Below are 24,420 nucleotides of genomic sequence, written 5' to 3'. Positions count from 1 at the left end.
TGCGTATTGGAATAGTATGAATAATAATCCTCACCAGTATTTTATCAAGGCTCTTTGGTTTCAAAGAGCCTTTTTTCGGTTTTTTACGCGTTTGATAATTATACTGCTTGATTGAAATTGATTAAATGTTTAAAAATAGTAGTGTTTATCAGCCTATTCAAATGACTTGGAGAAAATTTTATGTCTGACGATATGACAACTCAAGTATTCAAGGAAGAAGCATACGAACTGCTTGGTGAGCTTGAAACATCTTTGCTTGAACTTGAGGATGTTCCTGATGATATGGATATAATTAATCGTGTATTCAGGGCCTTACATACGATTAAAGGTTCCGGTTCCATGTTCGGCTTTGAAGCCATTGCCGAGTTTACCCATGAAGTTGAGACCGTATTCGACATGGTCAGGAACGGGGAACTTGCTATATCCAAAAATTTGCTAACTCTCTCTCTTTCAGCACGTGACCATATTTACTCCATGCTGGAATCTTCCTCCGGTGAAGGGGACAGCAGTCTCGGGGACGGCATTCTTGAAGGATTAAAGGATGTTGCTACACATGGAGACGAGGTTGATGATTTTGAAGAAGAACCAGTTGTAGCAACTGTCGAAGTTCACGAAGCAAAAGATCCTATAGTCGATTCTGTTAATAAAACTTCAGCTGATCAACCATTAAAAAGCCTTTACCAGATCATAATCAAAGTTGCTCCCGGCAATGATGTAGAAGAGGAAAGTCTTGATCCTCTGATGGCTGAATTGGGCCGAATTGGTATGGTCCGTTCAAAGATTTTATATAAGGAAATCGAAATTTGGTGGGACGTCATTTTTGAAAGTGATGTTGACTCCATGTCCATTGAAGAAATTTTCTTTTTCACCGATGTCCCAGTTACGGTGAATGTTCGTGAAGTTGCACGGGAAGACATAGCTGATGTTCTTAATATCACGCACGCTGACGAAGATATTGATGATGTTTCCGTATCTGCAAAGTCAACCAAAAAGCTGGGCGAAATTCTTGTGGAAAGGGGGGATGTTCCTCCTGAAACAATTGATGCCGTATTGGCAGACCAGAAACCTCTTGGTGAACTGCTTACAGAAAAAGGTGTGGTCAGTAAGGATAAGGTGGAAAGTGCTCTTGCCGAACAGAATGCGGCAAAAGAATTTAAAACCGCTGCTAAAAAGTCCCGCAAAAAGATTGATACAGCTTCCTCCATCAGGGTTTCGGCAGAGAAGCTTGATTATCTGGTTGACCTTGTAGGTGAGCTGGTTATTGTTCAGGCTCAGATCAGTCAGGTGGTCAGTTCTAAGGGTGATCCTTCGTTGACCGTTCTTTCTGAGGAGCTTGAGCGTCTTTCCGATGAACTTAGGGACAGCACCCTTGGAATCAGGATGCTGCCTATCGGAACAACGTTCAGTAAATTCAGGCGACTTGTTCGTGACCTTTCCGAAGACTTGGGTAAGGAAATCGACCTTAACACCAATGGAGCCGAAACCGAACTTGATAAGACCGTTATTGAGCGTCTTGGTGATCCTCTGGTCCATTTACTGCGTAACTCTATTGATCACGGCATTGAAGATCCCAAGACCCGTACCGCAAAAGGTAAATCGCGTAGAGGAACTATTACTCTTTCCGCTGAACATTCCGGCGGAGATGTAATGATTCTTATTGAAGATGACGGTAAGGGCATGTCCAAGGAAGCTATCAAAGCCAAGGCCGCTGAAAAGGGACTTATCACCGCTGATCAGGACTTGAGTGATAAGGAAATTTTTAATCTTATTTTTGAGCCGGGATTTTCCACTGCCCAGAGTGTAACTAATGTTTCCGGGCGCGGGGTTGGGATGGACGTTGTAAAACGGGCCATTGATTCCCTGCGTGGCAGCATTGATATTACCAGCCAAGAGGGCAAGGGCACGATCATCACCATCAGGCTGCCGCTGACCCTTGCGATAATCGATGGTTTGCAGGTCAGGGTGAATGATGATTATTTCGTTATTCCGCTTTCTCTTGTTGAGGAGTGCGTGGAACTTACCCGCAAGGATGTGGAAGAATCCAATGGTCAGCAATTTGTTAATCTTCGTGGAGAAATTGTCCCCTATATCAGGATTCGCGAATGGTTCGAGGTTGAGGGGGAATCCCCGCCCATTGAGCAGATTGTTATTACCGGACTTGATGGCAGCAGGATCGGAGTTGTTGTAGATACGGTCATTGGAGAGCACCAGACTGTAATCAAGAGCCTTGGTCGTGTGTACCGGGACGTGGAAGGTATTTCCGGGGCCACCATCAAGGGTGACGGAACTCTTGCTTTGATTCTTGATATTCCAAAATTATTCCGGACAGTTCTGGCAGAAGTAAAGGCGGCAGGTTGATGGTTTTTAAAAAAAATAAAAAAGATAAAAATAAGTCAAAGAAAGAAGAGTGCAGCCCAGCCTCACTTACTCCGAAAATGACTGAAGCTGATTTCAGGAAATTCAGCACGCTGATCAAAGAAGAGTTTGGGATCAAGATGCCGCCTTCCAAGAAAACCATGCTCGAAGCCCGTCTTCAGAAAAGGTTGCGTGCTCTTGGTTTTGCCAGTCATTCCCAGTATTGCGATTTTCTGTTCAGTCCCGGCGGTTTTGAAAAGGAGTTGACCCAGCTTATTGATGTGGTGACTACGAACACTACTGATTTCTTCCGGGAACCCAAGCATTTTGAATTGTTGCTCAGTACGGTATTGCCGGATCTAACCCAGCGTAATAGCAGGCCTATTAAGCTATGGTCTGCGGGATGTTCCAGTGGTGAGGAGCCTTATACTTTGTGCATGGTTCTTAATGAATTTGCTGAAAAGAACCCTAATTTTAAATATTCTCTACTTGCTACTGATATTTCTAATGATATTTTGCGCAAGGCTATAAATGCGGTATATCCTATGAGCAAGGTGGATGTGGTGCCCATGGTCATGAAGAAAAAATATCTGCTTAAAAGTAAAGATATAGCTAAACCCTTGGTCCGTATGGCTCCGGAATTGCGTAATAAAGTTGATTTTCGACGACTTAATTTTATGGAACCTTTTCCTTTTAAGGATCAGAAAGATATAATTTTTTGCCGTAACGTTGTAATATATTTTGACAGAGCTACACAATACTCATTGTTTCAGAAGTTTTGCTCCACTTTGCCCAGAGGCGGTTATTTGTTTATCGGTCATTCTGAAAGTATTTCGGGAATGGAACTTCCTGTCAGGCAGATTGCTCCCACTGTTTATCAAAAGGTTTAGGTATGATTAATAAGACTAAGGTTTTGATTGTTGATGATTCTGCATTGGTCCGTCAGGCATTACAGCAGCTTTTTGCTACTGATTCCAATATAGAGGTCGTCGGCAGCGCGAGTGATCCGTTTGCCGCCGCAGAAATAATGAAACGGGTTGTTCCCGATGTGATTACCCTTGATATTGAAATGCCCAAAATGGATGGGCTAACTTTTCTGCGTAAACTGATGACCCAGCATCCGATTCCGGTGGTTATCTGTTCCACCCTTACGGAGCAGGGGTCTGATGCGTATATGAAAGCTTTGGAGTTTGGAGCTGTTGAAGTAATAACCAAACCTAAAGTTGGGACTAAACAATTTTTTGAAGAATCCAGCATCCGGGTCTGCGATGTTGTCAAGGCTGCGGCTATGACAAAGCCCCGGAAGCTTTCAGCGCGTCCCATGTCAGTTCAGCCTAAGCTTTCCGCTGACGCGGTTCTGCCCAAGTCGCGTCCAAGAGTCACAACTCTACAGACTACTGAAAAGGTTGTTCTTGTGGGGGCTTCCACCGGGGGGACCGAGGCAATTCAGAGTTTTTTGCAAAACATGCCTCTTGATTGTCCGGGAATCGCTATTGTGCAGCACATGCCGGAGAAGTTTACTGCTGCATTTGCTTCAAGGTTGGATACTATTTGCCGTATCACCGTCAAGGAAGCCAGAGATGGCGATAGTATTTTAAGAGGGCAGGCCCTGATTGCTCCCGGTAATAAGCATATGCTGCTTAAACGTTCCGGTGCCCGTTATTATGTTGAGATAAAAGACGGTCCTCTGGTTAGTCGCCATAGACCTTCCGTGGATGTGCTTTTCCGTTCCGGTGCTTCAAGTGCAGGCAAGAATGCAGTAGGAGTCATTATGACTGGAATGGGCGATGACGGGGCTAAGGGCATGAAAGAATTACATGATGCGGGAACCCATTGCATTGCTCAGGATGAGGCTTCCTGCGTTGTGTTCGGCATGCCGCAGGAAGCCATTAAGCTTGGCGGAGTGGATAAGATTATACCTCTCAATAGTATTCCCGGAACAGTGGTCAACTTCTGTAACCGATAATTATTTTGAACCCTTGTTGTGTTTATGAATGACTATGTTCACCTCTTCGGAGGTGACAAGTCCTTCGGTTATATTTTCGCTTAGGAATTCTGTAAACTTTTCAATTTTTTCAGGTTGATCAACAATCTCGATGATCAAAGGCAGGTCTGCGGAGAGTCGGAGGATGGAAGTGGTGCGGACTTGGCTGTTGGCACCATAGCCCATCACGCCTTTGTAAACCGATGCTCCGGCAAGACCCTGATTTCGGGCTTCTTCAACAATGACTTCGTAGAGGGGACGATGCTTGATTCTATTTTCCTCTCCGGTGAAGATTTTGAGTCTTACTGCTTTTTCAGTTAAAGTCATGACAGGTACTCCGTATTAAATGTTTGTTTGCAATCAGGAAACAATCAGTCTGCCCAGTGCCAGCCCGCCGATGATGCAGGCAAATCCCAGCACGCTTTGTCCGCCGATATTAAGGGCGGTCATGGCCCATTGTCCGGATTTGATAAGGTTTGTGGATTCGAACATATAGGTGGAGAATGTTGTGAATGCGCCCATGAATCCGGTCAGGATCAGGAGTCGCATTTCCGGGGGAAAGCCAAGACGGTCCTCAAACATTCCGGTAACCAGCCCGAAAAACAGGCAGCCGAGCATGTTCACCATAAATGTCCCTATGGGGAATGCTGTGTCGAATATTCGCTGGGTAAAACCGGAAGCAAGATAGCGGCAGAGGCTCCCGGCTGCTCCTCCTGCTGCGATGTATAAATACTTATGCATATAAAAGTCCTTTAGTGACGTTCATTTATTAATTTTTTGTAGCATTTCAAGTTAAGAGAGAAAAGGAAAATGGCCTTAGAAATCGAATTGAAATACCTGAATGCCGATCACGACAAAGCTCGGAGAATTATGGAAGAGCAAAGTGCTAAATTTTTGACTCGGCACTATGAACGCAATATCGTCCTCGATGATCCGGGCCGGACACTATATAAGAGATCAGCACTGCTGCGGGTGCGGCAGGCGGAAAAGGTAACCATGACCGTAAAGCGTATTCCAGCCGGTCCGGTTTCCGGTAAGGCCAAAGTGTATATCGAGCATGAAACAGAAGTTTCAGATTTTGACGAAACCGTCGCGGCCTTGCAGGTTCTGGGATATTCGCCTGTGTTTCGCTACGAGAAAATTCGGGAAGAATGGGAGTTTGCTGATTGTCATATTTGTTTGGATCTGCTTCCTTTTGGCCCATTTATTGAAATTGAGGGAACAGAAGACGAAATATTGGCCTGTGCTGAGAAGCTTAAACTCAGCACTTCTGATACTTGCAAAAAGACTTATCATGAGCTGAACCGGGATTATAGAAAGCAATCCGGGTTTGATATTGATGAAAATTTTGTTTTTACCCCTGAAGAAGTTAAAGAACTACTTTAAGACTTTGTTTTATAGCGATTTAGGTTTTTTATAGCACAAAAATTCATAAATCTTTCTCGACAGGTCGGGAAATTGTTCTTATTGTTAACTATAGTCTAACAAAAAAACATTTGAAGTTTAAAAAAAATGGCTGAATATAAAGAAAATTTTGAGTCAGATGTACTGCTTGAGGATGAACTCAAGGAACCTCGGAAGTTCAGGGTGCTTTTGCATAATGACGATTATACTTCCATGGAATTCGTTGTAGCCGTGCTCATGCAGATTTTCAGGAAAACAGAAGAGGAATCCACGAAAATAATGCTCAAGGTCCACAATGATGGGGTCGGAGTGTGTGGAGTTTATACGGCCGAAGTTGCTGAAACTCGCGTTGAAATGGTCAAGCAGCTTGCACAGCAGGCTGGTTATCCACTGAAATGCACAATCGAAGAGGTCTAGTATGCTCAGCAAGGCATTAGAACAGGCGCTGACTTCTGCGGTTAACGAAGTCAGGCTAAGAAATCACGAATTCCTCACTCTTGAACATCTGTTGTACGCGATAATTCAGGAGGAGGTTGGTGCTGACGTTATTGCCGGGTGCGGGGCAGAGCTTCCGAAGCTTCGCAGTCAGCTGGAACGTTTTTTTGACGAAAACCTTGAGCCGCTCCCTACCGGTGTGGATACTGAAGTTATCCAGACATTGGGAGTAAGGCGTGTCCTGCAACGGGCCATCTGGCAGAAGAAGGCCGCAGGCAAGGATTCTGTGGAAGTGGGCGATGTTGTCGCTGCCATGTTTGAGGAAGAGGACTCATACGCAGTCTATTTCCTCAAGACCCATGATGTTTCACGCCTTGATATTCTTGAATATATTTCACATTCCATGAGTGAAGGAGATTGGGCTGAAGGACTGGATATCAGCCCGAATCCACAGCATGGCGGAAGCGGACCTTCTCCGGAAGGTAAGCCATCTGCCGGCAAGGATGATAAAAAGTCCCCGCTGGAAGAATTCACAACCAACCTCACTCAACGGGCTCGGGACGGCAAGATTGATCCGCTTATCGGGCGCGACAACGAGGTTGAGCGTACTTTGCAGGTCCTTTCCCGCAGGCGCAAGAATAACCCCATTTTCGTGGGTGATCCCGGCGTTGGTAAGACTGCCATGGCTGAAGGGCTGGCGCTTGCTATCGCAAAGGGTAACATTCCGGCTTCCTTTGAGGATACTGATGTGTTTGCCCTTGATATGGGCGCGCTTCTGGCCGGAACCAAGTATCGTGGTGATTTTGAATCCCGTCTCAAGGGAGTGTTGGCCCAGCTTAAGCATAAGGAAGGGGCTATTCTCTTCGTGGATGAGATTCACACCATCGTAGGAGCTGGAGCGGTCAGCGGCGGTTCTATGGATGCTTCCAACATCCTTAAGCCGTTTCTCGCATCCGGTGAAATTCGTTGTATCGGGGCTACCACCTACGAGGAATACAAGAATCATTTTGAAAAGGACCGCGCCCTTTCCCGCAGGTTCCAGAAGATCGACATCACTGAACCCAGTGTTGAAGAAACCATAGAAATCCTCAAGGGTTTAAAGCCTTACTATGAGGAACACCATAATGTGATTTACGCTCCTTCGGCAATCAAGGCCGCTTCGGAGCTTTCCGCAAGACATATCAATGAACGTTTCCTGCCGGATAAGGCCATTGACGTAATTGATGAGGCTGGGGCGTTTTATAACCTCAGTCAGCGTAAGCGCAAGGATAACCGCATCGTGGTTGCTGATGTGGAGAAGGTTATCTCTAAGATGGCCCGCATCCCCACACGGCGTATCACCATGTCCGACCGTTCCCGTTTGCAGGAACTGGACCTTAATCTCAAGTCCGTTGTCTTTGGACAGGACGAGGCTGTGGACCAGATCACCAAGGCTATCCTGCGGTCACGCGCAGGCATGAAGCAGATCGGTAGACCGACTGGTTCTTTCTTGCTCACCGGACCTACCGGGGTTGGTAAGACCGAGCTGGCCCGTCAATTGGCATCCACCATGGGCGTTCATTTCATGCGTTTTGACATGAGTGAGTACATGGAGAAGCATGCGGTGGCCCGCCTTATCGGTGCGCCTCCGGGCTATGTGGGATTTGATCAGGGCGGACTGCTCACCGAAGGCGTGCGCAAGAATCCTCATTGCGTGATCCTTTTTGATGAAATCGAGAAGGCCCACCCGGATGTATTCAACATCCTCTTGCAGGTGATGGATTACGCAACCCTGACTGATAACAATGGTCGCAAGGCTGATTTCAGACACGTTGTTCTGCTCATGACCTCCAATGCCGGAGCGCGTGAAATGGTCAAGGGTGGAATTGGTTTCGGTGCCAGCGTGAAGGGCGGCGAAGACAAGGGCCGCGGACTCAAGGCGGTTGAAAAGATCTTCAGCCCTGAATTCCGCAACAGGCTTGACTCCATCGTGTCGTTTAATGCTTTGCAGATTGATGTGATGGAACTCATTGTTGAGAAGTTCGTCAAGGAACTCAACGGGCAGTTGCTCGATAACAAGGTAACCATTGAAGTGGACAAGAAGTCCCGCCGCTGGTTGGCTGAAAAGGGTCACGATCCGGCTTACGGCGCAAGGCCCATGGCCCGTTTGATCCAGACTTCCATCAAGGATGAAATTGCTGATGAAATCCTCTTCGGCAAGCTGGTCAAGGGCGGAACCGTTCGGGTCTCCACCAAGGGTAAGGGCGAAGATGAGAAGCTCAGCTTTAAGTTTAAGCCTGTGGGTAAGAAGTAAGGTTGTTAGGCTGAACTCATAAATAGAATTCGAAGAGGAAGCTTCCGTGCGGGGCTTCCTCTTTTTTGTTTATGGAGGGTTATAAAATTTTCAATCAATATAATGAATCAAACTCTATTGCCAAATCATAATAATCGTTTATTATTAAGTGTAGTTGGAAAACCAAAGGATTATTATGGTTGTTTACAGATTAATAGAAGATCCCATTTTCCCTCATCCTGATGAAGCAGAACCGGACGGTTTGCTGGCTGTTGGTGGGGACTTAAGTCCGGAGCGGTTGATCTCCGCTTATGCTTCGGGGATTTTCCCGTGGTATGATGAGCGGTCTCCTATTTTGTGGTGGTCGCTTGATCCCCGTTTGATACTTAATTTTGATAAGTTGCATCTTTCTCGCCGAGTCAGGCGCAAGATTAGAAAAAAAGAATATACGGTAACTCTGGATCGCGCTTTTGAAAGTGTGATCGCTAATTGCGCTCGTAAATTTCGTCCTGGACAGGCTGGAACGTGGATTCTTCCTGAAATGGTTGAGGCTTATGTGAAGCTGCATAAGCTGGGCTTTGTGCACAGTGTAGAGGTCTGGAATAGCAAGGGAAATCTTGCCGGGGGGCTTTACGGGGTCTCACTTGGCAAAGTCTTTTCCGGGGAATCCATGTTTTTCCTTGAACCTGATGCTTCAAAAGTGGGGTTCTCCTACCTTGTTCAATGGCTTAAGAACCGCGAATTTCATTTTGTGGATTGCCAGCAACCGACGGACCATCTTAAATCACTTGGCGCCGAAGAAGTCAGTCGCGAGCATTTTTTGGAAAAGCTTGATGAAGCCCTTGAGCATCCGGCCCTGCGGGGGCAGTGGGAGTTTATGGAAGGGGAGTATGAGATGATAACGGAAGCTTTAAGCTAGAAATATCAAAGCGGAAGATTCAGGGTGAATCCTCCGCTTTTTAATTTTAAACTGGAGATCGTTTGTGTCGGCTAATGAGCCTCTTTCACTCTCTCGTTTAAGGTATCGGATATCCAAGCATTCAGGCTTTTACCCGATATAGCTGCGGCTGCCGCTGCTTCTCTGTGAAGTTCCGGTTTTATGCGTAGGTGAACTTTGCCGGAATAAGGCTTTTCCGGTTTATCGCCTTCCTCGCGACAGAAATCAAGATAGTCCTCCACAGAGTCAGCTAGAGCTGTTTTTAGCTCGTCAATGGATCGGCCTTGGAAAGTAATCACATCTTTGAGATTGATAACCTCGCCGTGAAAAATATCTGCGTCTGGGTCGTATTCAAATTTCCCTAGATAGCCTTTGTATTGAATGGTGTTCATGGCTTTACTCCTGCCGCTTCAAGAAAACGTCGAACAGATTTTACTGCACCTTTATCCGTATTCGGTGCCGGGTGCGGCCTATGAAAGATAGCTCTCACGCCATTAAGTTTAAAACGAACGCGCGAGCCATTACCCTCAGATTTTACTGCACCGACTGCCGCGAGCAACGCCTCAATGTCTGTCCATGCAATGGATGGGCTAACCGGATTTCGAAAGATAACTTCCAGTATCTTGCGTTGCTTTTTGTTCATAGGGATATGATATCGCTTTGTGGTATTATGTCAAGAGGGAGGGCATATTTTGGTCATTAAAAAAGCCTCCGCAAAAGCAGAGGCTTTAGATTACTGATAAAATTAAATGCTATCAGCGAGCCTTAATTATCATCACCTTCACGTGTCTCAACCAGCGGGCGGTGTGCGCCGAGATTGTAGAGTCCGCGCAGGGCGAAGGGCAGGTCGAAATGGGGGACCTTTTCAAACTTGATCAGCCCGATATCTTTTCCTTCGGTGATGGAAGAAAGCGGTGGCAATCCTGCGGGCACGGGAAATCCCATGGGTGTGGAGAAGATGGATTCCAGTCTTGAGGAATAATGGTCTTTGAGATAATCAACGACCTGATCGCGTTCGTCTTTAGTGAAAGCTTCAAGGACGATTTTGCGGTCTTTTTTAGGGTCGGGAATAGCATCAAGAGTGGCGGGTGCACCGAAAATATTATCCCACTTGATTTCACCTTCGTCCGCTTCATTCCATTCGGGACGGAAAAGATGCACTTCAACATCGCGGCGACCTTTGAAGCTCTTGATAACCATGGATACAGCGTAACCGCGCTGGATGGGGATATCCCCGTTTTCAATTTGAATTATAGGAATCATTGCTACCTCGCAAAATGAATGTTTTAATGAGCTTGTCAGCTTGTTTATCAGATTAACATAACTATTTTAATTTAACAGCACAAGTCGGGAAACCAGTATAATGGCGAACAATTTTGAGCTTGTCAGCGACTATACCCTTAAGGGCGATCAGCCCGAAGCGGTAAAGCAGATGGTCGAAAATATTAAGCATGGCGTGCAGGATCAGGTCCTGCTCGGTGCTACCGGTACTGGTAAGACTTTTGCCATGGCCAATGTGATCAAAGAACTTAATCGTCCTACTTTGGTCATGGCTCCCAACAAGACTCTCGCCGCCCAGCTCTTCAATGAATTCAAAGCCTTGTTCCCGAATAATGCTGTTGAATATTTTGTCAGTTATTACGACTATTACCAGCCGGAAGCTTATCTGCCGCATTCCGATACATTCATTGAGAAAGATTCGTCCATCAATGACGATATTGATAAACTCCGCCATTCCGCAACCCATGCTCTGCTGACTCGCCGTGACGTGTTGATTGTGGCTTCTGTTTCCTGCATTTACGGGCTCGGTTCGCCGGAATTCTACTCCAAGATGATTATTCCAGTAGAAGAAGGGCAGGAGCTATCCATGGAAAAACTCATGGATCGGTTGGTGGAAGTGCAGTACGAGCGCAATGATTATGATTTCCATCGCGGTACATTTAGGGTGCGTGGTGATGTCATTGAGATCATTCCTGCTTACAGCCGCGAGCAGGCTTTGCGTATTGAATTTTTTGGCGATGAGATTGATTCTATCCTTGAAACCGACCCCTTGACCGGGGAGGTTACCGGACGCAGGCGCAAGACCGTTATCTACCCGGCCAGTCACTTTGTTTCGGATCAAGACAACCTTGAAAGGGCGCGTGAAGAGATTCGTAACGAACTCACCGAAACTCTGGTTACTTATAAAAATGACAACAAACTGGTGGAAGCGCAGCGCATTGAACAGCGTACCATGTATGATCTGGAGATGATCGAGGAGATCGGCTACTGTAATGGAATTGAAAACTATTCCCGACACTTGGACGGGCGTAAGGAGGGTGATCCTCCGGCAACTCTGATTCACTATTTCCCGGACGATTTCCTGTTATTTATGGATGAATCTCATATCGCCGTGCCGCAGGTCGGAGCTATGTACAACGGTGACCGTTCGCGTAAAACCACGTTGGTCAATTTCGGTTTCAGGCTGCCTTCTGCTCTTGATAACCGTCCGTTATGCTTTGATGAATTTCTCGACAAAATAGGGCAAACCGTTTATGTTTCCGCAACTCCCGGACCTTGGGAAATGGAACGGTCACAAGGGTTGGTGGTGGAACAGATCATTCGTCCCACCGGGCTGCTTGATCCTGAGATCGAGGTCCGTCAGGTCAAGGGACAGATGGACGACCTACTGGCTGAATGCAAGGAACGTGAGAAGCGCGGTGAGCGGGTTTTGATCACTACCCTGACCAAGCGTATGTCCGAAGATCTGACCGATTATTTCAATCAGATGGGTGTAGAAGCCAAGTACCTGCATTCGGATATCGACACCATGGAGCGCATGGCGATTATCCAGTCCCTGCGGGCCGGGGAGTTTGTGGCCCTTGTGGGGATTAACCTGCTGCGTGAAGGTCTTGATATCCCGGAAGTTTCTCTTGTTGCCATTTTAGATGCGGACAAGGAAGGTTTTCTGCGTTCTACACGGTCTTTGATTCAGACTTTTGGTCGCGCGGCCCGTAACTCCGAAGGGCGGGTTATTCTTTATGCGGATAATGTTACCAAATCCATGCGTACGGCTATGGATGAAACTTACCGCCGCCGTGCCAAACAGGTCGAGTACAACGAGGCTCACGGCATCGTGCCCCAGACCATCGCTAAATCACTGGATAATATGCTGGGAACATTGTACTCTGACAACTGGTCAGGCGGTGAGGTCAAGATCGCTGCTGAGGAAGCTGCCGAGTATGGACTTGATCCCGCAAAAATGGAAAAAGAAGTTCGTAAGCTTGAAAGGGATATGCGCAAATATGCGGCAGAGCTTGAATTTGAGAAGGCTGCCGAGCTACGTGACCGTATTCAGGTCTTGCGGGAGAAGATTCTAAGTCTCGGATAATAATCTGTCGGTTAACAATCAACCTGGACTGTCGGGAATGAAATCCAAATCCATATTCGTGAAGCTGCTCCGCTTAAGGCGTGATTTTGGGATGTTCTGGGGACTTATCTCCGGTTTCATTTACATGACGCTTGTATTTATCAGCGGAATTATCGGCTACATGTGGTTGGAGGGTTGGAATTTCCTGAACAGCTTCTACATGGTTGTTATCACCCTTTCCACTGTAGGGTTCATGGAAGTTTTACCCCTGTCCGATCAAGGCAGGGTCTTTACTTCCATTCTTATTCTTGGCGGTGTGGGTGGTTTTGCATATTTGATCGGTGCCTTTTCCCAGCTGTTGGTGGAAGGGCGTTTGCAGGCAATTCTAGGGAGACGCAGGATGCAGAATACAATCGGAAAACTCAGGGATCATATTATTGTCTGCGGATACGGCAGGATCGGTGCCATTGTGACCAAAGAGGTCATGGATGAAGGGTTGGAAATCGTTGTAATCGAAAATAACCCTGATCTGATTGCCCAGATGGAAGCTGCCGGAATAGCCTGTGTTGAAGGTGATGCCACAAATGATGAGATACTCAAGCTGGCCGGGTTACACAATGCCAAAACTTTGATCGCCGCTCTTTCTGATGAAGCCGCTAACGTTTACGTTACCCTGATTGCCCGGCAGTCAAACATCAATGTGAACATCATTGCCCGTGGTAACGATACTACAAGTATTTCCAGACTCGAATTTGCCGGGGCCGACCGTGTTGTCTTGCCGCACACAATTGGCGGAATTCGCATGGCCCAGTCCGTATTGCGGCCCACAGTGACAAACTTTCTCGATATTGCCATGCGCGGTAAAATTGACTTGCAGATGGAAGAGCTTTTCGTTAGCGATACTTCCGAACTTGTCGGGTTGGATCTGATTGAATCCAAGATTCGTCCGCGCTTCAATTTGATCATTATTGCCATCCGCAAAAGTAACGGTGAAATGGTTTTTAATCCCGGTCCCAAAGAAGTCATCGAAGCAGGTGATACCCTGCTCACAGTCGGCAAGTTAACCGATCTTTCTGCTATTAGTAAAATTTTGTAAGAATTTTTGCCTCCGGCGGCCCTTCGGGGACCAAAGAAACTTTTTGGAAAAAGTTTCTCTGGACTCTTCCAAAACTTTTATTGGGGCTTCGCCTTTTGTTTTATTCGAAGGGCGTTTTAGTGCGCTATATGCGAAGCTTATTAAAAGGTTTTGAAAGGATGGGGTCTGGGGAAGGAAAACTTTTGCAAAAGTTTTCCTTCCCCAGCCGCCGGAGGCATACTCCTTCCATAAAAAGCGCGTAGCGCATCAAAATAAAGATAATTGTGAAAAATAAGAATAAAGAAATCAAAAGCTTAGTTGTGCTTCTTGAGAAGCATAACGAAGCATACCGCCGTGGTATGCCGACCATCAGCGATGCTCGTTATGATGAACTGACTGAGCAACTGCGTGACCTTGATCCTGAAAACCAGTTCTTGACTAACGTTGAACCTGAAAATTTCAGCGAAAAGGTTGAGGTGCGCCATCCGCGGCCTATGCTATCTACCGAGAAAGCGTACACGACCGGAGAGCTTGAGCGATTTGTTTCCCGTGTGGAAAAGGAAGCAAAAGCTATGGGTATCAAGGAAGTGACCTATCGGATTACTCCCAAGCTGGACGGTCTAGCTGCCCGTGATGATGGGAAAGTTTTTGCCACCCGTGGTAACGGTGAAGTTGGTTATGAAATTTCCAGCGCTTTTGCTAAAGGCGTAATCGCTGTTGGCGGGCGTGGTCAGGGCGTGGGCGAGATTGTTTGCAGCCTTGATTATTTTGCTGAACACCTTGTTGATTCCTTTGAACATCCGCGTAACATGGTTGTGGGCATTATCACCTCGGACAAGGTGAATGAAGCTTCCAAACAGGCTTTGCAGGATGAGGCTGTACGCTTTGTTCCTTACAGCACTTTGCCTAAGAAAGTTGTGGATGGTGAGGAACTGGTAAGTCGGGTTTGGGAGATTACCGACGAACTTTGGGAAGCTGCTGATTATCCGTTGGACGGCATGGTCGCTGAAGTGACCGACACTGCTTTGCAGGAACGGTTAGGCGCAACTGCCCATCATTACCGCTGGCAGATTGCCATTAAGAAGAAGGGCGAATCAGCGGTTACCGAAGTTGAAGGAATTCGCTGGCAGGTGGGACGCATGGGCGCAGTTACTCCGGTCATGGAAGTTAAACCTGTTTCTGTTTCCGGGGCCACAATCCGTAATGTTACCGCCCATAATGCCGGAATGCTGCGAGATCAGTCTATCGGCATCGGGGCGACGATTCGGATTATCCGCAGCGGTGAGGTCATCCCCAAACTTGAAGAGGTCATCAAGCCCGCGCAGGATGTGGAACTACCTGCTGAGTGTCCTTCTTGCGGTGCAGAACTTTTCTGGCAGAACGATTTTTTGAAATGTCCTGATTTTAGCTGCCCGGCCCGTGTGGAACAGCGGCTGGAATACTGGTTCAAGACGCTGGGCAATGCTGATTGGTTTGGTAAAAAGACAATCGCCAAGCTGGTCAAAGCCGGGCATAATTCACTCGAATCGGTTTATACCATGGCCGAAGATGATTTTCAGAAGCTGGGCTTTGGCCCGGTGCAGTCCACCAACCTTGCGGAAGCCCTTTACATCAGCAAGACCAAGGAAACGGACGATTGGCGTTTTCTTGCAGCGTTCGGAATTCCCGATCTGGGTAAGGCGGACAGCCGCAAACTGCTGGGGCATTTCAAGCTGGAAGATGTGGTAAGCGTCAAACAGGAACAGCTTATCGAGCTGCATGGTTTCGGTGATCTTACTAGTCATTCAGTTACCCAAGGTATCGCAGCGATTAAAGAAACAATTCTGCACATGTTGGAGTTTGATTTCAATTTGCGCCGCACTCCGCTGGTTGCTGAGACCGAGTCCATGGAAAGTCCTATTACCGGAAAAGGCATCGTCTTTACCGGAAAAATGGAGCAGGGTTCCAGAGAAGACATGCAGGCCATGGCGAGACGTCTTGGGGCTAAAGTTCAGACCTCTGTTACCGGCAAAACTGATTTTCTCGTCTGTGGAAGCAAGGTTGGAGCCAAGAAGATTGAAGGAGCTAAGGCCAAGGGCGTTGAGATTATGCCTGAAGCAGATTTTATGGATATAGTTAATAGTAATTAATGCCTTCGGCGACTCTCCGAGGGCCAGCGTTGCTCTCAATATCCGTAAGACTCGAGCAAGAAGCTCTTGCCTAACGGCTATAGGTAAGAAACTTTTTGGAAAAAGTTTTTCTGGACTCTTCCAAAACTTTTATTAGGACTTCGCCGTTTATTTATTCGAAGGGCGTCTTAGTGCGCTACTTGCGAAGCTTACTAAAAGTTTTTGGGATTCTTAAACCCTTTTGCAAAAGGGTTTAAGCCGCCGGAGGCAAAATCAGATCAATAAAAGCGCGAAGCGCATCAAATTTTATAGGAGCTAACTATGACAGACGTAGTAATTATTGGCGCGAAGGGTCGCATGGGCGACACACTTGTTCGTTGCATACAGCAGAGCGATGATTTGAAACTTGCAGCAGTCATGGAGCGTTCCGGCTGCGAAGAGGGCCTTGAGTCTTTGGGCTGCGTCTGCGGTACCGATGCACAGGAAGTGCTGACCAAAGTTCCCGGTGCTGTGATTGTAGATTTTACCGCCCCGGCTGCGACTTTGAAACTTCTGGAAACCGCCGCTGTTACCGGCAACCCGGTTGTTATCGGTACTACCGGCATGACCAATGAAGAGATTGCGCAGGTGGAAGAATTTGCTAAAAAAGTTCCGGTTTTCCTCGCTCCGAATATGAGCGTTGGCGTGAACGTGCTGCTTAAAATTCTGCCCGAACTGGTACGTATGCTCGGACCCGCATATGATATGGAAATGACTGAAATTCATCATAATAAGAAAGTGGACTCCCCCAGTGGAACCGCGCTTAAGCTGGCTGAATGCATGGCTGAAGCACGCGGTCTGGTTTATGATGAAGTTAAAAAGCATTCCCGTGACGGTATCATCGGCGCAAGAACCAAAGATGAACTTGGCGTAATGGCCGTTCGCGGTGGTGACGTTGTGGGCGACCATACCGCATATTTCCTCGGACCCGGTGAACGCATCGAAGTTACCCATCGTGCCCATTCCCGCGAAACTTTCGCACAGGGCGCACTGCGTGCCGCACGCTGGCTGAGCGAACAGAAGCCCGGAAAATTGTATTCCATGGCTGACGTATTCTAGGTTTTGAGTAAAAAATGATTATTAGTAGGGAGGTGTCTTATGACATCTCCCTTTTTTTACGAGTTTTGTCTGATCCTTTTTACAGCCAGAAATCCTTAGTATATGTTCGATAGAATTTTGAATTTAAAATTTAAATCATCAGGCTTAGTATGTCATTTTATGTAAGAGCAACGCTTACTTATATTGCTTTTTATCTGTATGTCCGGCTCTGGATATGCAGGTTGTTGGTTGATAATCCAAAGATTAAGCGCGGAGTGCTCATCGCTACCGATGTGATGACTCTTGTTCTGCCAATTACTATCTTTTTCCCGGAACATATTCCGTATTTGCTTAAGATTCTGATGCAGGGAGCGGGCTACAGCTGGGCGGCGATTATTGCCTGTATGGTTCCGGTAGGGCTGTGCTTTGAGCCGATTCGCTGGGGCATGAAGATTTTGGGCAATGGGATTAAGGTTCCCAGGCTGAAAATATTTGCTGCGCTCTGTCTTGTCTCCATTGTGATGACCGTGGGTGGGTTTATTAATGCGACTTCCCCAGTGGTTAAGGAAGTTGATTACGATCTTTCCAAGGGCAGCAAGGATGCAAAAGAGTATCGTATTGTCATGTTCTCCGATCTGCATGCCGGAAAGCTCATGACTCGTGATCGCGTTGGGGCGGTTGTTAATTTGGTCAATTCTTTGAACCCGGACATTGTGCTTATGGTCGGTGATGTCTTGGATGATCATGATTGCGAATTTACTGGAGCGGCTGAAGAGCTTGCCCGCATCAAGGCTCCGCTTGGCAAGTATGCTGTGCTGGGTAATCATGAATATTATTTGGGCAACGGCTGGTCCCGGCGCATGCTGGAAGAGCAGGACGTACAGATTCTGGGAGATAGCTCTACGGTGGTGGATAACCGTTTTTTACTGGTGGGACGTAATGATTTCGCAAATCTACGCAGTCATGGCATACGTTACGCGCTAAAGAATGTGATTCCCAAGGGCAATGAGTTGCCGATTATTTTAATGGACCATACTCCGCATCATCTTGAAGAAGCTGAGCAGAGCAACGTGGCTTTGCAACTCTCCGGGCATACCCATAATGGGCAGCTCTTTCCATTCAATCTGGTTGTGAAGCGTATTTATGAAGAGGAGTACGGAGCTTATCAGCGGGGTGACACCAAGTATTATATCAGTTGCGGTGTCGGCTTCTGGGGACCGCCGCTACGCACCACAGCAAGGCCTGAAGTGGTGCTGATGAAGGTCAAAATTTAAGTTTTGAAAGTCCGGGGAAATAATTGAATCTCCCCGGACTTTTTTAATTATCTGGGGAATGAACCGTTGTTTATGTCGATGCAGGTGCCGTTGATGTATTCCGGGCAGTCAGTTGCAAGCCAGTGCATGGCGGAAGCCACTTCTTCAGGTTTACCGAAGCGGCCTGTGTGTACCGCAGCTTTAATTGCATCCCTGCGTGCTTGCGGGATTGTGTGCAGCATATCGGTTTCAATGGGGCCGGGGGCAACCGCATTAACTACGATTCCGTGCGGGCCGAGGATCTTGGCAAAACTTTTGGTCATATTGATCATGCCGGCTTTGGTAATACCGTACCAGACATCAGGGTGTCCGATCTGACCGGCAATGGATGCGTTGTTAACAATTCGTCCATATTTTTGGGCAATCATGGATTTTGATACAGCGGTGATTAAAGCTACCGGAGCTTCAATATTGACCTTGAGTACTTTCTCAACGTCTTCGGCTGTGTACTCGTCATGAGGGGTTGCATACATGACCCCGGCATTGTTAATCAGCACGTCGATTGTTGGCAGACTGCTAATGAATTCCGGGATGTCTGCTACATTGCTAAAGTCAAATACTTCTGTCCTTACCTGCGGGTGGTCGTTATATTTGAAGCTTGAGAAATCGCGGGCCGCAACAATCACATTGGCCCCGTCATTGATAAACATTTCAGTTAATTCAAGACCGATCCCTTTGTTGCCGCCAGTGATCAGAACATTTTTATTTCTCATTATAATTTCCTTGTGTTTTTGAAGTAATACTTTAAGTTTTGGCAGCGTAGTAAAGCCTAAAGAAAAGCGAAAATCAAGTTACAAATGGTAGCAGGAGAAGAAAGTAAGCTTTCATCCTTTTGTCTGATTGCCCCGCTATTTGACTGTGCTAAAAGATAATTTAAGAATTGAATTTCAGGGCCGGACCGCAGTGAATGGAACGTGCCGGGGATTAAATATATGAAGAATGAAAAATTAAAAGAAATTGGTAAATTCCTGCTGGATGACATCGATGGTGTTTCCGAGAATTTTGTTGCAATGCTGCTGAAGCACCAGCCTCGCTGGTATGGCAATGTTGACCATGATGAGCGCAAGCGCATGGCCGGAGCCGGGGCATCTATGACTCTTGAGTGCTTTACCCGCGGCGATCTGGTTCCTATGAAAAATTATTTCAATAGTTGCGCCAACATCAAACTTGACCGGGGGATGGGGATTCGCGACGTTGTTGAAGGAACCATGCTTGGTAAGCGGGCTTTTATTTCTGCCGGGCGTAATTTTTATGCTGATAAGGATGAATACATTACTTTTCTTGAAGAGCTGGAAGCTTTTTATGTTGAGGTGATAATTCTGACCACGGACCGTTATTCCGGTATGCTCCTTTCCCGACTCAATGCAGAGCATGTGCGTAATAAACTTTTGCTGGAAGCATCACGAACCGTGACCAGTGCCCTTGATCCGGATGAGGTTTTGAGCAGACTGGCTGAGGTTCTGGCCGGGACTGTTGCGGGCGGCTGTTGCACTATTTTTCTGGTTAACCCGGAGAGTGGCGGCCTCGCTCCCTGTGCCGGATTCGGTTACGGGTCAAAGGAGTGCCAGAGTGCTTTACAGGGCTTAAGGCTTTGTCCTTCTGGTAGTACTCTCAGTAGTGTTGACGGCAGCAAGAGTTACGGATTCTGTTCCTCCAACCGGGCCAGTTCTTCTTTTGCGGATATCCTGCCCGAAGCAGTGCGTTCTGGTAGTGCTTCATTATTTCATATTACTAACAGTGACCGCATGGTCGGGGTGGCCCTTGTTTCATCCGATCAGCCGGGATTCACTTTTGATGAAGCAACTACTGAGCTTATCGGCGGTATTTTGAATACTGTGGCTGTTGCCATTGAAAGTGCCGCAGCAGCACGCCAGACCAAACGTCAGCTCATGGAAAGTGAAAGCTTGCGACGGGTGGCCAACGTTCTTTTGCAGAGTCCCGAAGGCAAGAACGGTAGTGTGCTCAGCCTTATTACCGACGAAGCCCGGGCCATTGTTAACGGTATGGGTAGTGCTTTGCTGTTGCTGGAGGGAGATTCCCTGCATTGTGTATGCAGCTCCGGTTCGCCAAAATGTCCCATGGAATATTATCCGGTGGAGACAACTTATTACGGCAGTTCTTTTCAGGCAGGCAAGACCACAATTGTGCGTGATGCTCAGAGTGAAATTCCCGAAGCTGAGCGCAGTGACGAAGTGCATACTTTGATTATTGTTCCTTTGCTGGAAGGTGACAAAAAGCTGGGTTTGCTCATGATTTCTAATAAGAGCGGTGGTTTTGACCATGCTGATAAGCGCATTATGGAAATGTTTGCCGCTCAGGCCGTACTTGCTCTGCGCAACAGCCGTATGTTTGAGCAGAGTGAAAAGCTGGTCGTACAGGGTGAACGTCAGAGGCTGGCCCGCGAGCTGCACGATTCCGTGACTCAGGCCCTTTACGCTATTACTTTTTGTTCTGATGCCGCAGCGCGTTCCTTGGAATCCGGTAAAGAATCTTCTGCCATTGATCAGCTTAAGGCTTTGCAGGGAATGGCCCAGCAGGGCATGCGTGATATGCGTTCTCTCATTTTCGACCTGCATCCGCCGGAACTTGAAAGCGAGGGGCTGGTGGGAGCAATTCAGGCTCGTTTGAATTCAGTTGAAATTCGTTCCGGCTTGGGAGCGGAGCTTTTTGTGGAGGGTGATGAAAGGCGTCTGCCCCTGCGGGTGGAAGAAGAGCTTTTCCGCATCGCCATTGAGGCTTTGAACAATTCCACCAAGCATTCCAAGGCTGAATCTGTTACTGTGAATGTCGATTTTGCCGAGGGCGAGACAATAGTTCAGATTATTGATGACGGTCAGGGGTTTGATTTCGCAACTCTGCCCACTGGCGGTATGGGCTTGCGTGGTATTCGCGAGCGGACTGAACGGATTAATGCTGATCTTGATATAAGCAGTGAACCTGAAAATGGTACTGTGCTGACTGTGAAAGTTTTTGATGAAGGACATGGAGGCGGAGATGAGTAGTGTGATTAAAGTTCTGCTGGTTGATGACCATGATATCGTGCGTATCGGCGTGCGCAGTTTTCTGGGCAGTTTTGATGATATAGAAGTGGTCGGCGAGGCTGCCAACGGTCAGGAGGCGGTTGAGCTTACGGCTGAACTTTCCCCGGATATTATCCTTATGGATATGCTTATGCCGGTCATGGATGGTATTCAGGCTATCCGCGAAATCAGGGACCGTAAGCTTCCGGGCCGAATCATTGCTCTGACCAGCTTTGCCACTGATGATAAGCTTTTTCCGGCAATTAAGGCTGGAGCCATGGGCTATTTGCTCAAGGATTCAACTCCTGATGAATTGCTTGAAGCAATCCGCCGGGTGCATCGCGGCGAACCTTCTCTTGCTCCGGATATAGCACGCAAAGTGCTTTCCGAGCTTTCCCAGCCCGGTGAAGAGTCCACCAGTCCGACTCCTGATCCGCTCACCCCGCGTGAGCTGGATACCCTCAAACTGGTCGCCAAGGGCAAGAGTAACAAGATTATTGCTGCGGATATGTTTGTCAGTGAAGCTACAGTGCGTACCCACATGACCAGCATTCTTTCCAAGTTGCATCTGGCTAACCGCGTAGAAGCGACTCTCTATGCCTTGCGCGAGGGGATTGCTTCTCTTTAAACAGAAGTGTTTATGACTTCTCGTGCTGGGTTAATGCTCTCGTATAGCTTGCTGAGTGTATTTTTGGATAATGCGGTCTATTGTCCCGTCTGCAATCATTTTCTGAATAATCCTATCAAGTTCAGGTAGTATTTTTATGTACTTGCTCTTTTTACTGATCAACAGGTGAAATGGCATTGATGTCATTGTCCCATTTGTAAGTACAATCTTCTCTGATAGATTTTGTCTTTTAATTTCGGGCCATGCCGCCATAGGCCATTCAATTATAATATCTCCTCTTTCATAAGCCAGCATGAGCCAGATGTTATCAGGTTTATAGGCTTCATGCGTTGTTATGCCTAGCGGCTTGATGTTGTTTTCGTTCCACCCGTTTCCAAGATAGGTAATTACTGTCAGGTCTGCATTTTTAATGTCTTCCGGGGTTTTGATGCTGTCCATAATCTGCTTTTTGGGGTGTCCCTTATAGGTAAATATTTGGGTGTACGAATGATAAAACGGGGTTGGGTGGGTCTCTGTATATGTGCTTCTTTCATCGGTAGGAACAGTCATTATCCCATCAGCCGTACCTGATTTTACATGGCTTTGACATCTGGTCCATGGATAAGATTCCCATTTGATCTTTATGTTAAGCTTGTTCATAGCTTCAGACACTATTTCATAGAAAATACCGGATCTGGTTCCGTTGTCTTCTGTCCAGAAAAGGGGCCAGAAATCATTGTATGTAATGATTATGGTGTCTTTTTTTGCCTGTGCTGGATACGTGTAGAAAGTAGAAACAGCACAGAGTAAAAAAATAATTTTTAATACGTTTTTGAAGCTAATTTTCATCTCTTAATACTCAATACAAATTTAAGATTTATCAACTTAAGTTAATCTCTAGCAAGTCAAACAAAAAAAGTCCAAATCTGTTGAAGATATGATGTCTTTTCTTTGTTTCTCTTTTTTAAATTATTCATATCTACGACAAATGTCGTGGGTGTTACAGTTTTATGTTCATCTTTCCTGCGGATGTGGTTTTCGGGACGGTTCGATTATATTAACTAGGAATGGGCAGATGAGTGCGCAACACATCATTTTCGGCCCAATAAATAGATATTATAGAAAAATAAAGGTTAGTGTTATGTTTTGCAGGGATAATTTTATTCTGACTGCCCGTATCAAGTCCAAACCCGAATGTGAGAATGAATTAAAGAAAGTGCTTGAGAAGGGTGTGTGCGAATGTTTCGGGCAGGAAGGTTTGCTGATCTACAATTTGCATCAGGATAAAGACGATCCTGCCATGTTTTTGCTTTATGGTCATTTTACTTCCGAGGCATCTTACCGCATGCATATGGATAGCGATCCAGTACGCAGGACCTACGACGCTATAGTGCGGCTTGCTGATGAGGGCCCGGAAATAAAGTTTTGGACAATGCTCGAAAAAACAGGAGAACTGAAATGAAAAAAGCTATCAAACCCAACACACTGGCCATGGCTACTCCGGTATGGTGCGTCGGAAGTTACGACAAAGAGGGCAAGCCTAATGTTATGACCATTGCCTGGGGCGGTATTTGCTGCTCTGCTCCTCCCATGCTGACAGTTTCCCTGCGCAAAGCTACTTACACCTACGGGTCCATAGTAGAGCGCGGTGCATATACCGTTTCCATTCCTTCTGCCAAGCATGTTGCAGAAGCAGATTATTTCGGAATCGCCAGCGGTAAAAATAGCGATAAATTTGCTGTTTCCGGATTGACTTCGGTTCGTTCTGATGTGGTGGATGCCCCCTATGTGGAAGAGTTTCCGCTTATCTTTGAATGCAAAGTTGTTGAAACAATCGAACTGGGATTGCATACTCAGTTTGTGGGCGAAATTGTCGGTATAAAGGCTGATGAGAACATCCTCAATGAAAAGGGTGCGCCCGTTATGGGGCAAGTTAATCCCATTGTTTTTGACCCCGCTACTCGCGGATATATGGATATTGGCGATGTGATCGGTCAGGGTTTTAAGTCCGGCAAGAAATTTATGGAATAAATGGTGATTTGAAATGGGAATTTCTCATATTCTTTTGGGTGGTCATGTGGATGGTCGTCCTGATTATCTTCCTCTGGCAGGGGAGCCGCGTATTAACAGCAAGCTGTCCCTTGCTGCTGTTGAAATTGATAAAGAAACTGAACTGCATGACCGGATTATGGAAGAAGGAAAATTCAGCCTGAATTTGTTTTCCGGTAAGGCTTTAAACTGCCTTGGTCTTGTTAATTCACTGTCTGAAAAAAATAAGTGTTGCGACAGCTCATGTGTTAGCTTTCATGGGAAGCTTGGAAACGTCCCCATGCTTGATGCTGCTCTGCTGGCTCTTGAATGCAGGACTTATGAGGTCGTTGATCTTGGCAAGTCATCTTTTATCATGGCAGAGGTCGCAGGCAGTTGGACCAAGGGGAATTGCTTCAAAAATGCTTGCCGTTCTTCAGCTGTTTGAACACCGAC

The 24,420-nt window shown here is 46.8% G+C and carries 24 protein-coding genes; 17 read left to right on the top strand and 7 right to left on the bottom strand.

Features of this window, described 5'->3' with window-relative positions; genetic code table 11:
* The first annotated feature begins 180 nt into the window (after window positions 1–180).
* The 3 genes from D0S45_00625 to D0S45_00615 are packed head-to-tail and all read left to right on the top strand — an operon-like array spanning window position 181 to window position 4,321.
* On the top strand, window positions 181–2,358 hold the full coding sequence (locus D0S45_00625) for a chemotaxis protein CheA (GenBank protein TIH19876.1): 2,178 nt from the start codon (window positions 181–183) through the stop codon (window positions 2,356–2,358).
* The gene (locus D0S45_00620) at window positions 2,358–3,245 is read left to right on the top strand and encodes a chemotaxis protein CheR (protein TIH19875.1); all 888 of its coding nucleotides are present in this window, start codon (window positions 2,358–2,360) and stop codon (window positions 3,243–3,245) included. Before D0S45_00625 ends, D0S45_00620 begins: the two co-directional genes overlap by 1 nt.
* A 2-nt stretch (window positions 3,246–3,247) precedes the next feature.
* The gene (locus D0S45_00615) at window positions 3,248–4,321 is read left to right on the top strand and encodes a chemotaxis response regulator protein-glutamate methylesterase (GenBank protein TIH19874.1); all 1,074 of its coding nucleotides are present in this window, start codon (window positions 3,248–3,250) and stop codon (window positions 4,319–4,321) included.
* Here D0S45_00615 and D0S45_00610 read toward each other — a convergent pair whose 3' ends face one another.
* Window positions 4,322–4,666, bottom strand: coding sequence for a DUF190 domain-containing protein (locus tag D0S45_00610; GenBank protein TIH19873.1), 345 nt, complete (start codon window positions 4,664–4,666; stop codon window positions 4,322–4,324).
* 33 nt (window positions 4,667–4,699) lie between these two features.
* Entirely contained in the window at window positions 4,700–5,080 is a 381-nt protein-coding gene (crcB, locus tag D0S45_00605) for a fluoride efflux transporter CrcB (protein TIH19872.1), read from the bottom strand.
* 69 nt (window positions 5,081–5,149) lie between these two features.
* On the opposite strand from crcB, the gene D0S45_00600 reads away from it, so the two are divergent.
* The 4 genes from D0S45_00600 to D0S45_00585 all read left to right on the top strand — a co-directional run bounded on the left by D0S45_00600 (window position 5,150) and on the right by D0S45_00585 (window position 9,369).
* Window positions 5,150–5,725: a CYTH domain-containing protein gene (locus D0S45_00600; protein ID TIH19871.1), complete on the top strand. Its 576-nt coding sequence runs from the start codon at window positions 5,150–5,152 to the stop codon at window positions 5,723–5,725.
* Window positions 5,726–5,851: 126 nt separating this feature from the next.
* Window positions 5,852–6,160 (top strand): ATP-dependent Clp protease adapter ClpS, encoded by a 309-nt coding sequence (clpS, locus tag D0S45_00595; GenBank protein ID TIH19870.1) that lies wholly within the window; start codon window positions 5,852–5,854, stop codon window positions 6,158–6,160.
* A 1-nt stretch (window position 6,161) separates the two neighbouring features.
* Window positions 6,162–8,471: an ATP-dependent Clp protease ATP-binding subunit ClpA gene (gene clpA, locus D0S45_00590; protein TIH19869.1), complete on the top strand. Its 2,310-nt coding sequence runs from the start codon at window positions 6,162–6,164 to the stop codon at window positions 8,469–8,471.
* A 175-nt stretch (window positions 8,472–8,646) separates the two neighbouring features.
* Window positions 8,647–9,369, top strand: coding sequence for a leucyl/phenylalanyl-tRNA--protein transferase (locus tag D0S45_00585; protein TIH19868.1), 723 nt, complete (start codon window positions 8,647–8,649; stop codon window positions 9,367–9,369).
* Window positions 9,370–9,440: 71 nt separating this feature from the next.
* Here D0S45_00585 and D0S45_00580 read toward each other — a convergent pair whose 3' ends face one another.
* The 3 genes from D0S45_00580 to D0S45_00570 form a co-directional block, all read right to left on the bottom strand.
* A complete protein-coding gene (locus D0S45_00580; GenBank protein ID TIH19867.1) occupies window positions 9,441–9,779 on the bottom strand; it encodes a type II toxin-antitoxin system HicB family antitoxin in 339 nt (112 codons plus the stop codon).
* On the bottom strand, window positions 9,776–10,036 hold the full coding sequence (locus D0S45_00575) for a type II toxin-antitoxin system HicA family toxin (GenBank protein ID TIH19866.1): 261 nt from the start codon (window positions 10,034–10,036) through the stop codon (window positions 9,776–9,778). The genes D0S45_00580 and D0S45_00575 overlap by 4 nt, the downstream gene beginning before the upstream one ends.
* 116 nt (window positions 10,037–10,152) lie before the next feature.
* On the bottom strand, window positions 10,153–10,650 hold the full coding sequence (locus D0S45_00570) for a hypothetical protein (protein TIH19865.1): 498 nt from the start codon (window positions 10,648–10,650) through the stop codon (window positions 10,153–10,155).
* 100 nt (window positions 10,651–10,750) lie between these two features.
* On the opposite strand from D0S45_00570, the gene uvrB reads away from it, so the two are divergent.
* From uvrB to D0S45_00545, 5 genes are all read left to right on the top strand, one after another.
* Window positions 10,751–12,757 carry an excinuclease ABC subunit UvrB gene (gene uvrB, locus D0S45_00565; GenBank protein ID TIH19864.1) on the top strand — a complete coding sequence of 669 codons (2,007 nt, stop codon included), beginning with the start codon at window positions 10,751–10,753 and terminating at the stop codon, window positions 12,755–12,757.
* Between the two features lie 37 nt (window positions 12,758–12,794).
* Entirely contained in the window at window positions 12,795–13,832 is a 1,038-nt protein-coding gene (locus D0S45_00560; GenBank protein ID TIH19863.1) for a potassium channel protein, read from the top strand.
* A 263-nt stretch (window positions 13,833–14,095) separates the two neighbouring features.
* Entirely contained in the window at window positions 14,096–15,940 is a 1,845-nt protein-coding gene (locus D0S45_00555) for a DNA ligase (protein TIH19862.1), read from the top strand.
* A 300-nt stretch (window positions 15,941–16,240) separates the two neighbouring features.
* The gene (locus D0S45_00550) at window positions 16,241–17,017 is read left to right on the top strand and encodes a 4-hydroxy-tetrahydrodipicolinate reductase (protein ID TIH19861.1); all 777 of its coding nucleotides are present in this window, start codon (window positions 16,241–16,243) and stop codon (window positions 17,015–17,017) included.
* Between the two features lie 149 nt (window positions 17,018–17,166).
* Window positions 17,167–18,270 carry a metallophosphoesterase gene (locus D0S45_00545; protein ID TIH19860.1) on the top strand — a complete coding sequence of 368 codons (1,104 nt, stop codon included), beginning with the start codon at window positions 17,167–17,169 and terminating at the stop codon, window positions 18,268–18,270.
* Between the two features lie 47 nt (window positions 18,271–18,317).
* Here D0S45_00545 and D0S45_00540 read toward each other — a convergent pair whose 3' ends face one another.
* Window positions 18,318–19,022: an SDR family oxidoreductase gene (locus D0S45_00540; GenBank protein TIH19859.1), complete on the bottom strand. Its 705-nt coding sequence runs from the start codon at window positions 19,020–19,022 to the stop codon at window positions 18,318–18,320.
* 219 nt (window positions 19,023–19,241) lie between these two features.
* Between D0S45_00540 and D0S45_00535 the strand changes: the two genes are divergently transcribed.
* Together D0S45_00535 and D0S45_00530 are read left to right on the top strand one after the other, a co-directional pair.
* Window positions 19,242–21,311: a GAF domain-containing protein gene (locus D0S45_00535; GenBank protein TIH19858.1), complete on the top strand. Its 2,070-nt coding sequence runs from the start codon at window positions 19,242–19,244 to the stop codon at window positions 21,309–21,311.
* Complete coding sequence (locus tag D0S45_00530) at window positions 21,304–21,957, top strand: DNA-binding response regulator (protein TIH19857.1); 654 nt, start codon at window positions 21,304–21,306, stop codon at window positions 21,955–21,957. The genes D0S45_00535 and D0S45_00530 overlap by 8 nt, the downstream gene beginning before the upstream one ends.
* Window positions 21,958–21,987: 30 nt before the next feature.
* On the opposite strand, the gene D0S45_00525 is transcribed toward D0S45_00530, so the two are convergent.
* Entirely contained in the window at window positions 21,988–22,785 is a 798-nt protein-coding gene (locus D0S45_00525) for an amino acid ABC transporter substrate-binding protein (protein ID TIH19856.1), read from the bottom strand.
* A gap of 88 nt (window positions 22,786–22,873) precedes the next feature.
* Between D0S45_00525 and D0S45_00520 the strand changes: the two genes are divergently transcribed.
* Genes D0S45_00520 through D0S45_00510 form a run of 3 tightly spaced genes read left to right on the top strand, consistent with a single transcriptional unit; the run spans window position 22,874 to window position 24,412 of the window.
* Window positions 22,874–23,398 (top strand): hypothetical protein, encoded by a 525-nt coding sequence (locus D0S45_00520; protein TIH19855.1) that lies wholly within the window; start codon window positions 22,874–22,876, stop codon window positions 23,396–23,398.
* Window positions 23,395–23,967, top strand: coding sequence for a flavin reductase family protein (locus tag D0S45_00515; GenBank protein TIH19854.1), 573 nt, complete (start codon window positions 23,395–23,397; stop codon window positions 23,965–23,967). Before D0S45_00520 ends, D0S45_00515 begins: the two co-directional genes overlap by 4 nt.
* Window positions 23,968–23,980: 13 nt before the next feature.
* Complete coding sequence (locus tag D0S45_00510; protein TIH19853.1) at window positions 23,981–24,412, top strand: hypothetical protein; 432 nt, start codon at window positions 23,981–23,983, stop codon at window positions 24,410–24,412.
* Window positions 24,413–24,420 lie beyond the last annotated feature (8 nt).

It is taken from the genome of Marinifilum sp. JC120, from assembly GCA_004923195.1.
Lineage (GTDB): Bacteria > Desulfobacterota > Desulfovibrionia > Desulfovibrionales > Desulfovibrionaceae > Maridesulfovibrio.
The sequence above is the reverse complement of the archived record's forward strand: the minus strand, read 5'-3'. Positions and strand labels throughout refer to the sequence as shown.

Bases quoted from the DNA above. Each gene is read 5' to 3' on its own strand.
- D0S45_00625 (TIH19876.1), top strand. From the start codon at position 181: ATGTCTGACGATATGACAACTCAAGTATTCAAGGAAGAAGCATACGAA.
- D0S45_00620 (TIH19875.1), top strand. From the start codon at position 2,358: ATGGTTTTTAAAAAAAATAAAAAAGATAAAAATAAGTCAAAGAAAGAA.
- D0S45_00615 (TIH19874.1), top strand. From the start codon at position 3,248: ATGATTAATAAGACTAAGGTTTTGATTGTTGATGATTCTGCATTGGTC.
- D0S45_00610 (TIH19873.1), bottom strand. From the start codon at position 4,666: ATGACTTTAACTGAAAAAGCAGTAAGACTCAAAATCTTCACCGGAGAG.
- crcB (TIH19872.1), bottom strand. From the start codon at position 5,080: ATGCATAAGTATTTATACATCGCAGCAGGAGGAGCAGCCGGGAGCCTC.
- D0S45_00600 (TIH19871.1), top strand. From the start codon at position 5,150: ATGGCCTTAGAAATCGAATTGAAATACCTGAATGCCGATCACGACAAA.
- clpS (TIH19870.1), top strand. From the start codon at position 5,852: ATGGCTGAATATAAAGAAAATTTTGAGTCAGATGTACTGCTTGAGGAT.
- clpA (TIH19869.1), top strand. From the start codon at position 6,162: ATGCTCAGCAAGGCATTAGAACAGGCGCTGACTTCTGCGGTTAACGAA.
- D0S45_00585 (TIH19868.1), top strand. From the start codon at position 8,647: ATGGTTGTTTACAGATTAATAGAAGATCCCATTTTCCCTCATCCTGAT.
- D0S45_00580 (TIH19867.1), bottom strand. From the start codon at position 9,779: ATGAACACCATTCAATACAAAGGCTATCTAGGGAAATTTGAATACGAC.
- D0S45_00570 (TIH19865.1), bottom strand. From the start codon at position 10,650: ATGATTCCTATAATTCAAATTGAAAACGGGGATATCCCCATCCAGCGC.
- uvrB (TIH19864.1), top strand. From the start codon at position 10,751: ATGGCGAACAATTTTGAGCTTGTCAGCGACTATACCCTTAAGGGCGAT.
- D0S45_00560 (TIH19863.1), top strand. From the start codon at position 12,795: ATGAAATCCAAATCCATATTCGTGAAGCTGCTCCGCTTAAGGCGTGAT.
- D0S45_00550 (TIH19861.1), top strand. From the start codon at position 16,241: ATGACAGACGTAGTAATTATTGGCGCGAAGGGTCGCATGGGCGACACA.
- D0S45_00545 (TIH19860.1), top strand. From the start codon at position 17,167: ATGTCATTTTATGTAAGAGCAACGCTTACTTATATTGCTTTTTATCTG.
- D0S45_00540 (TIH19859.1), bottom strand. From the start codon at position 19,022: ATGAGAAATAAAAATGTTCTGATCACTGGCGGCAACAAAGGGATCGGT.
- D0S45_00535 (TIH19858.1), top strand. From the start codon at position 19,242: ATGAAGAATGAAAAATTAAAAGAAATTGGTAAATTCCTGCTGGATGAC.
- D0S45_00530 (TIH19857.1), top strand. From the start codon at position 21,304: ATGAGTAGTGTGATTAAAGTTCTGCTGGTTGATGACCATGATATCGTG.
- D0S45_00525 (TIH19856.1), bottom strand. From the start codon at position 22,785: ATGAAAATTAGCTTCAAAAACGTATTAAAAATTATTTTTTTACTCTGT.
- D0S45_00520 (TIH19855.1), top strand. From the start codon at position 22,874: ATGATGTCTTTTCTTTGTTTCTCTTTTTTAAATTATTCATATCTACGA.
- D0S45_00515 (TIH19854.1), top strand. From the start codon at position 23,395: ATGAAAAAAGCTATCAAACCCAACACACTGGCCATGGCTACTCCGGTA.
- D0S45_00510 (TIH19853.1), top strand. From the start codon at position 23,981: ATGGGAATTTCTCATATTCTTTTGGGTGGTCATGTGGATGGTCGTCCT.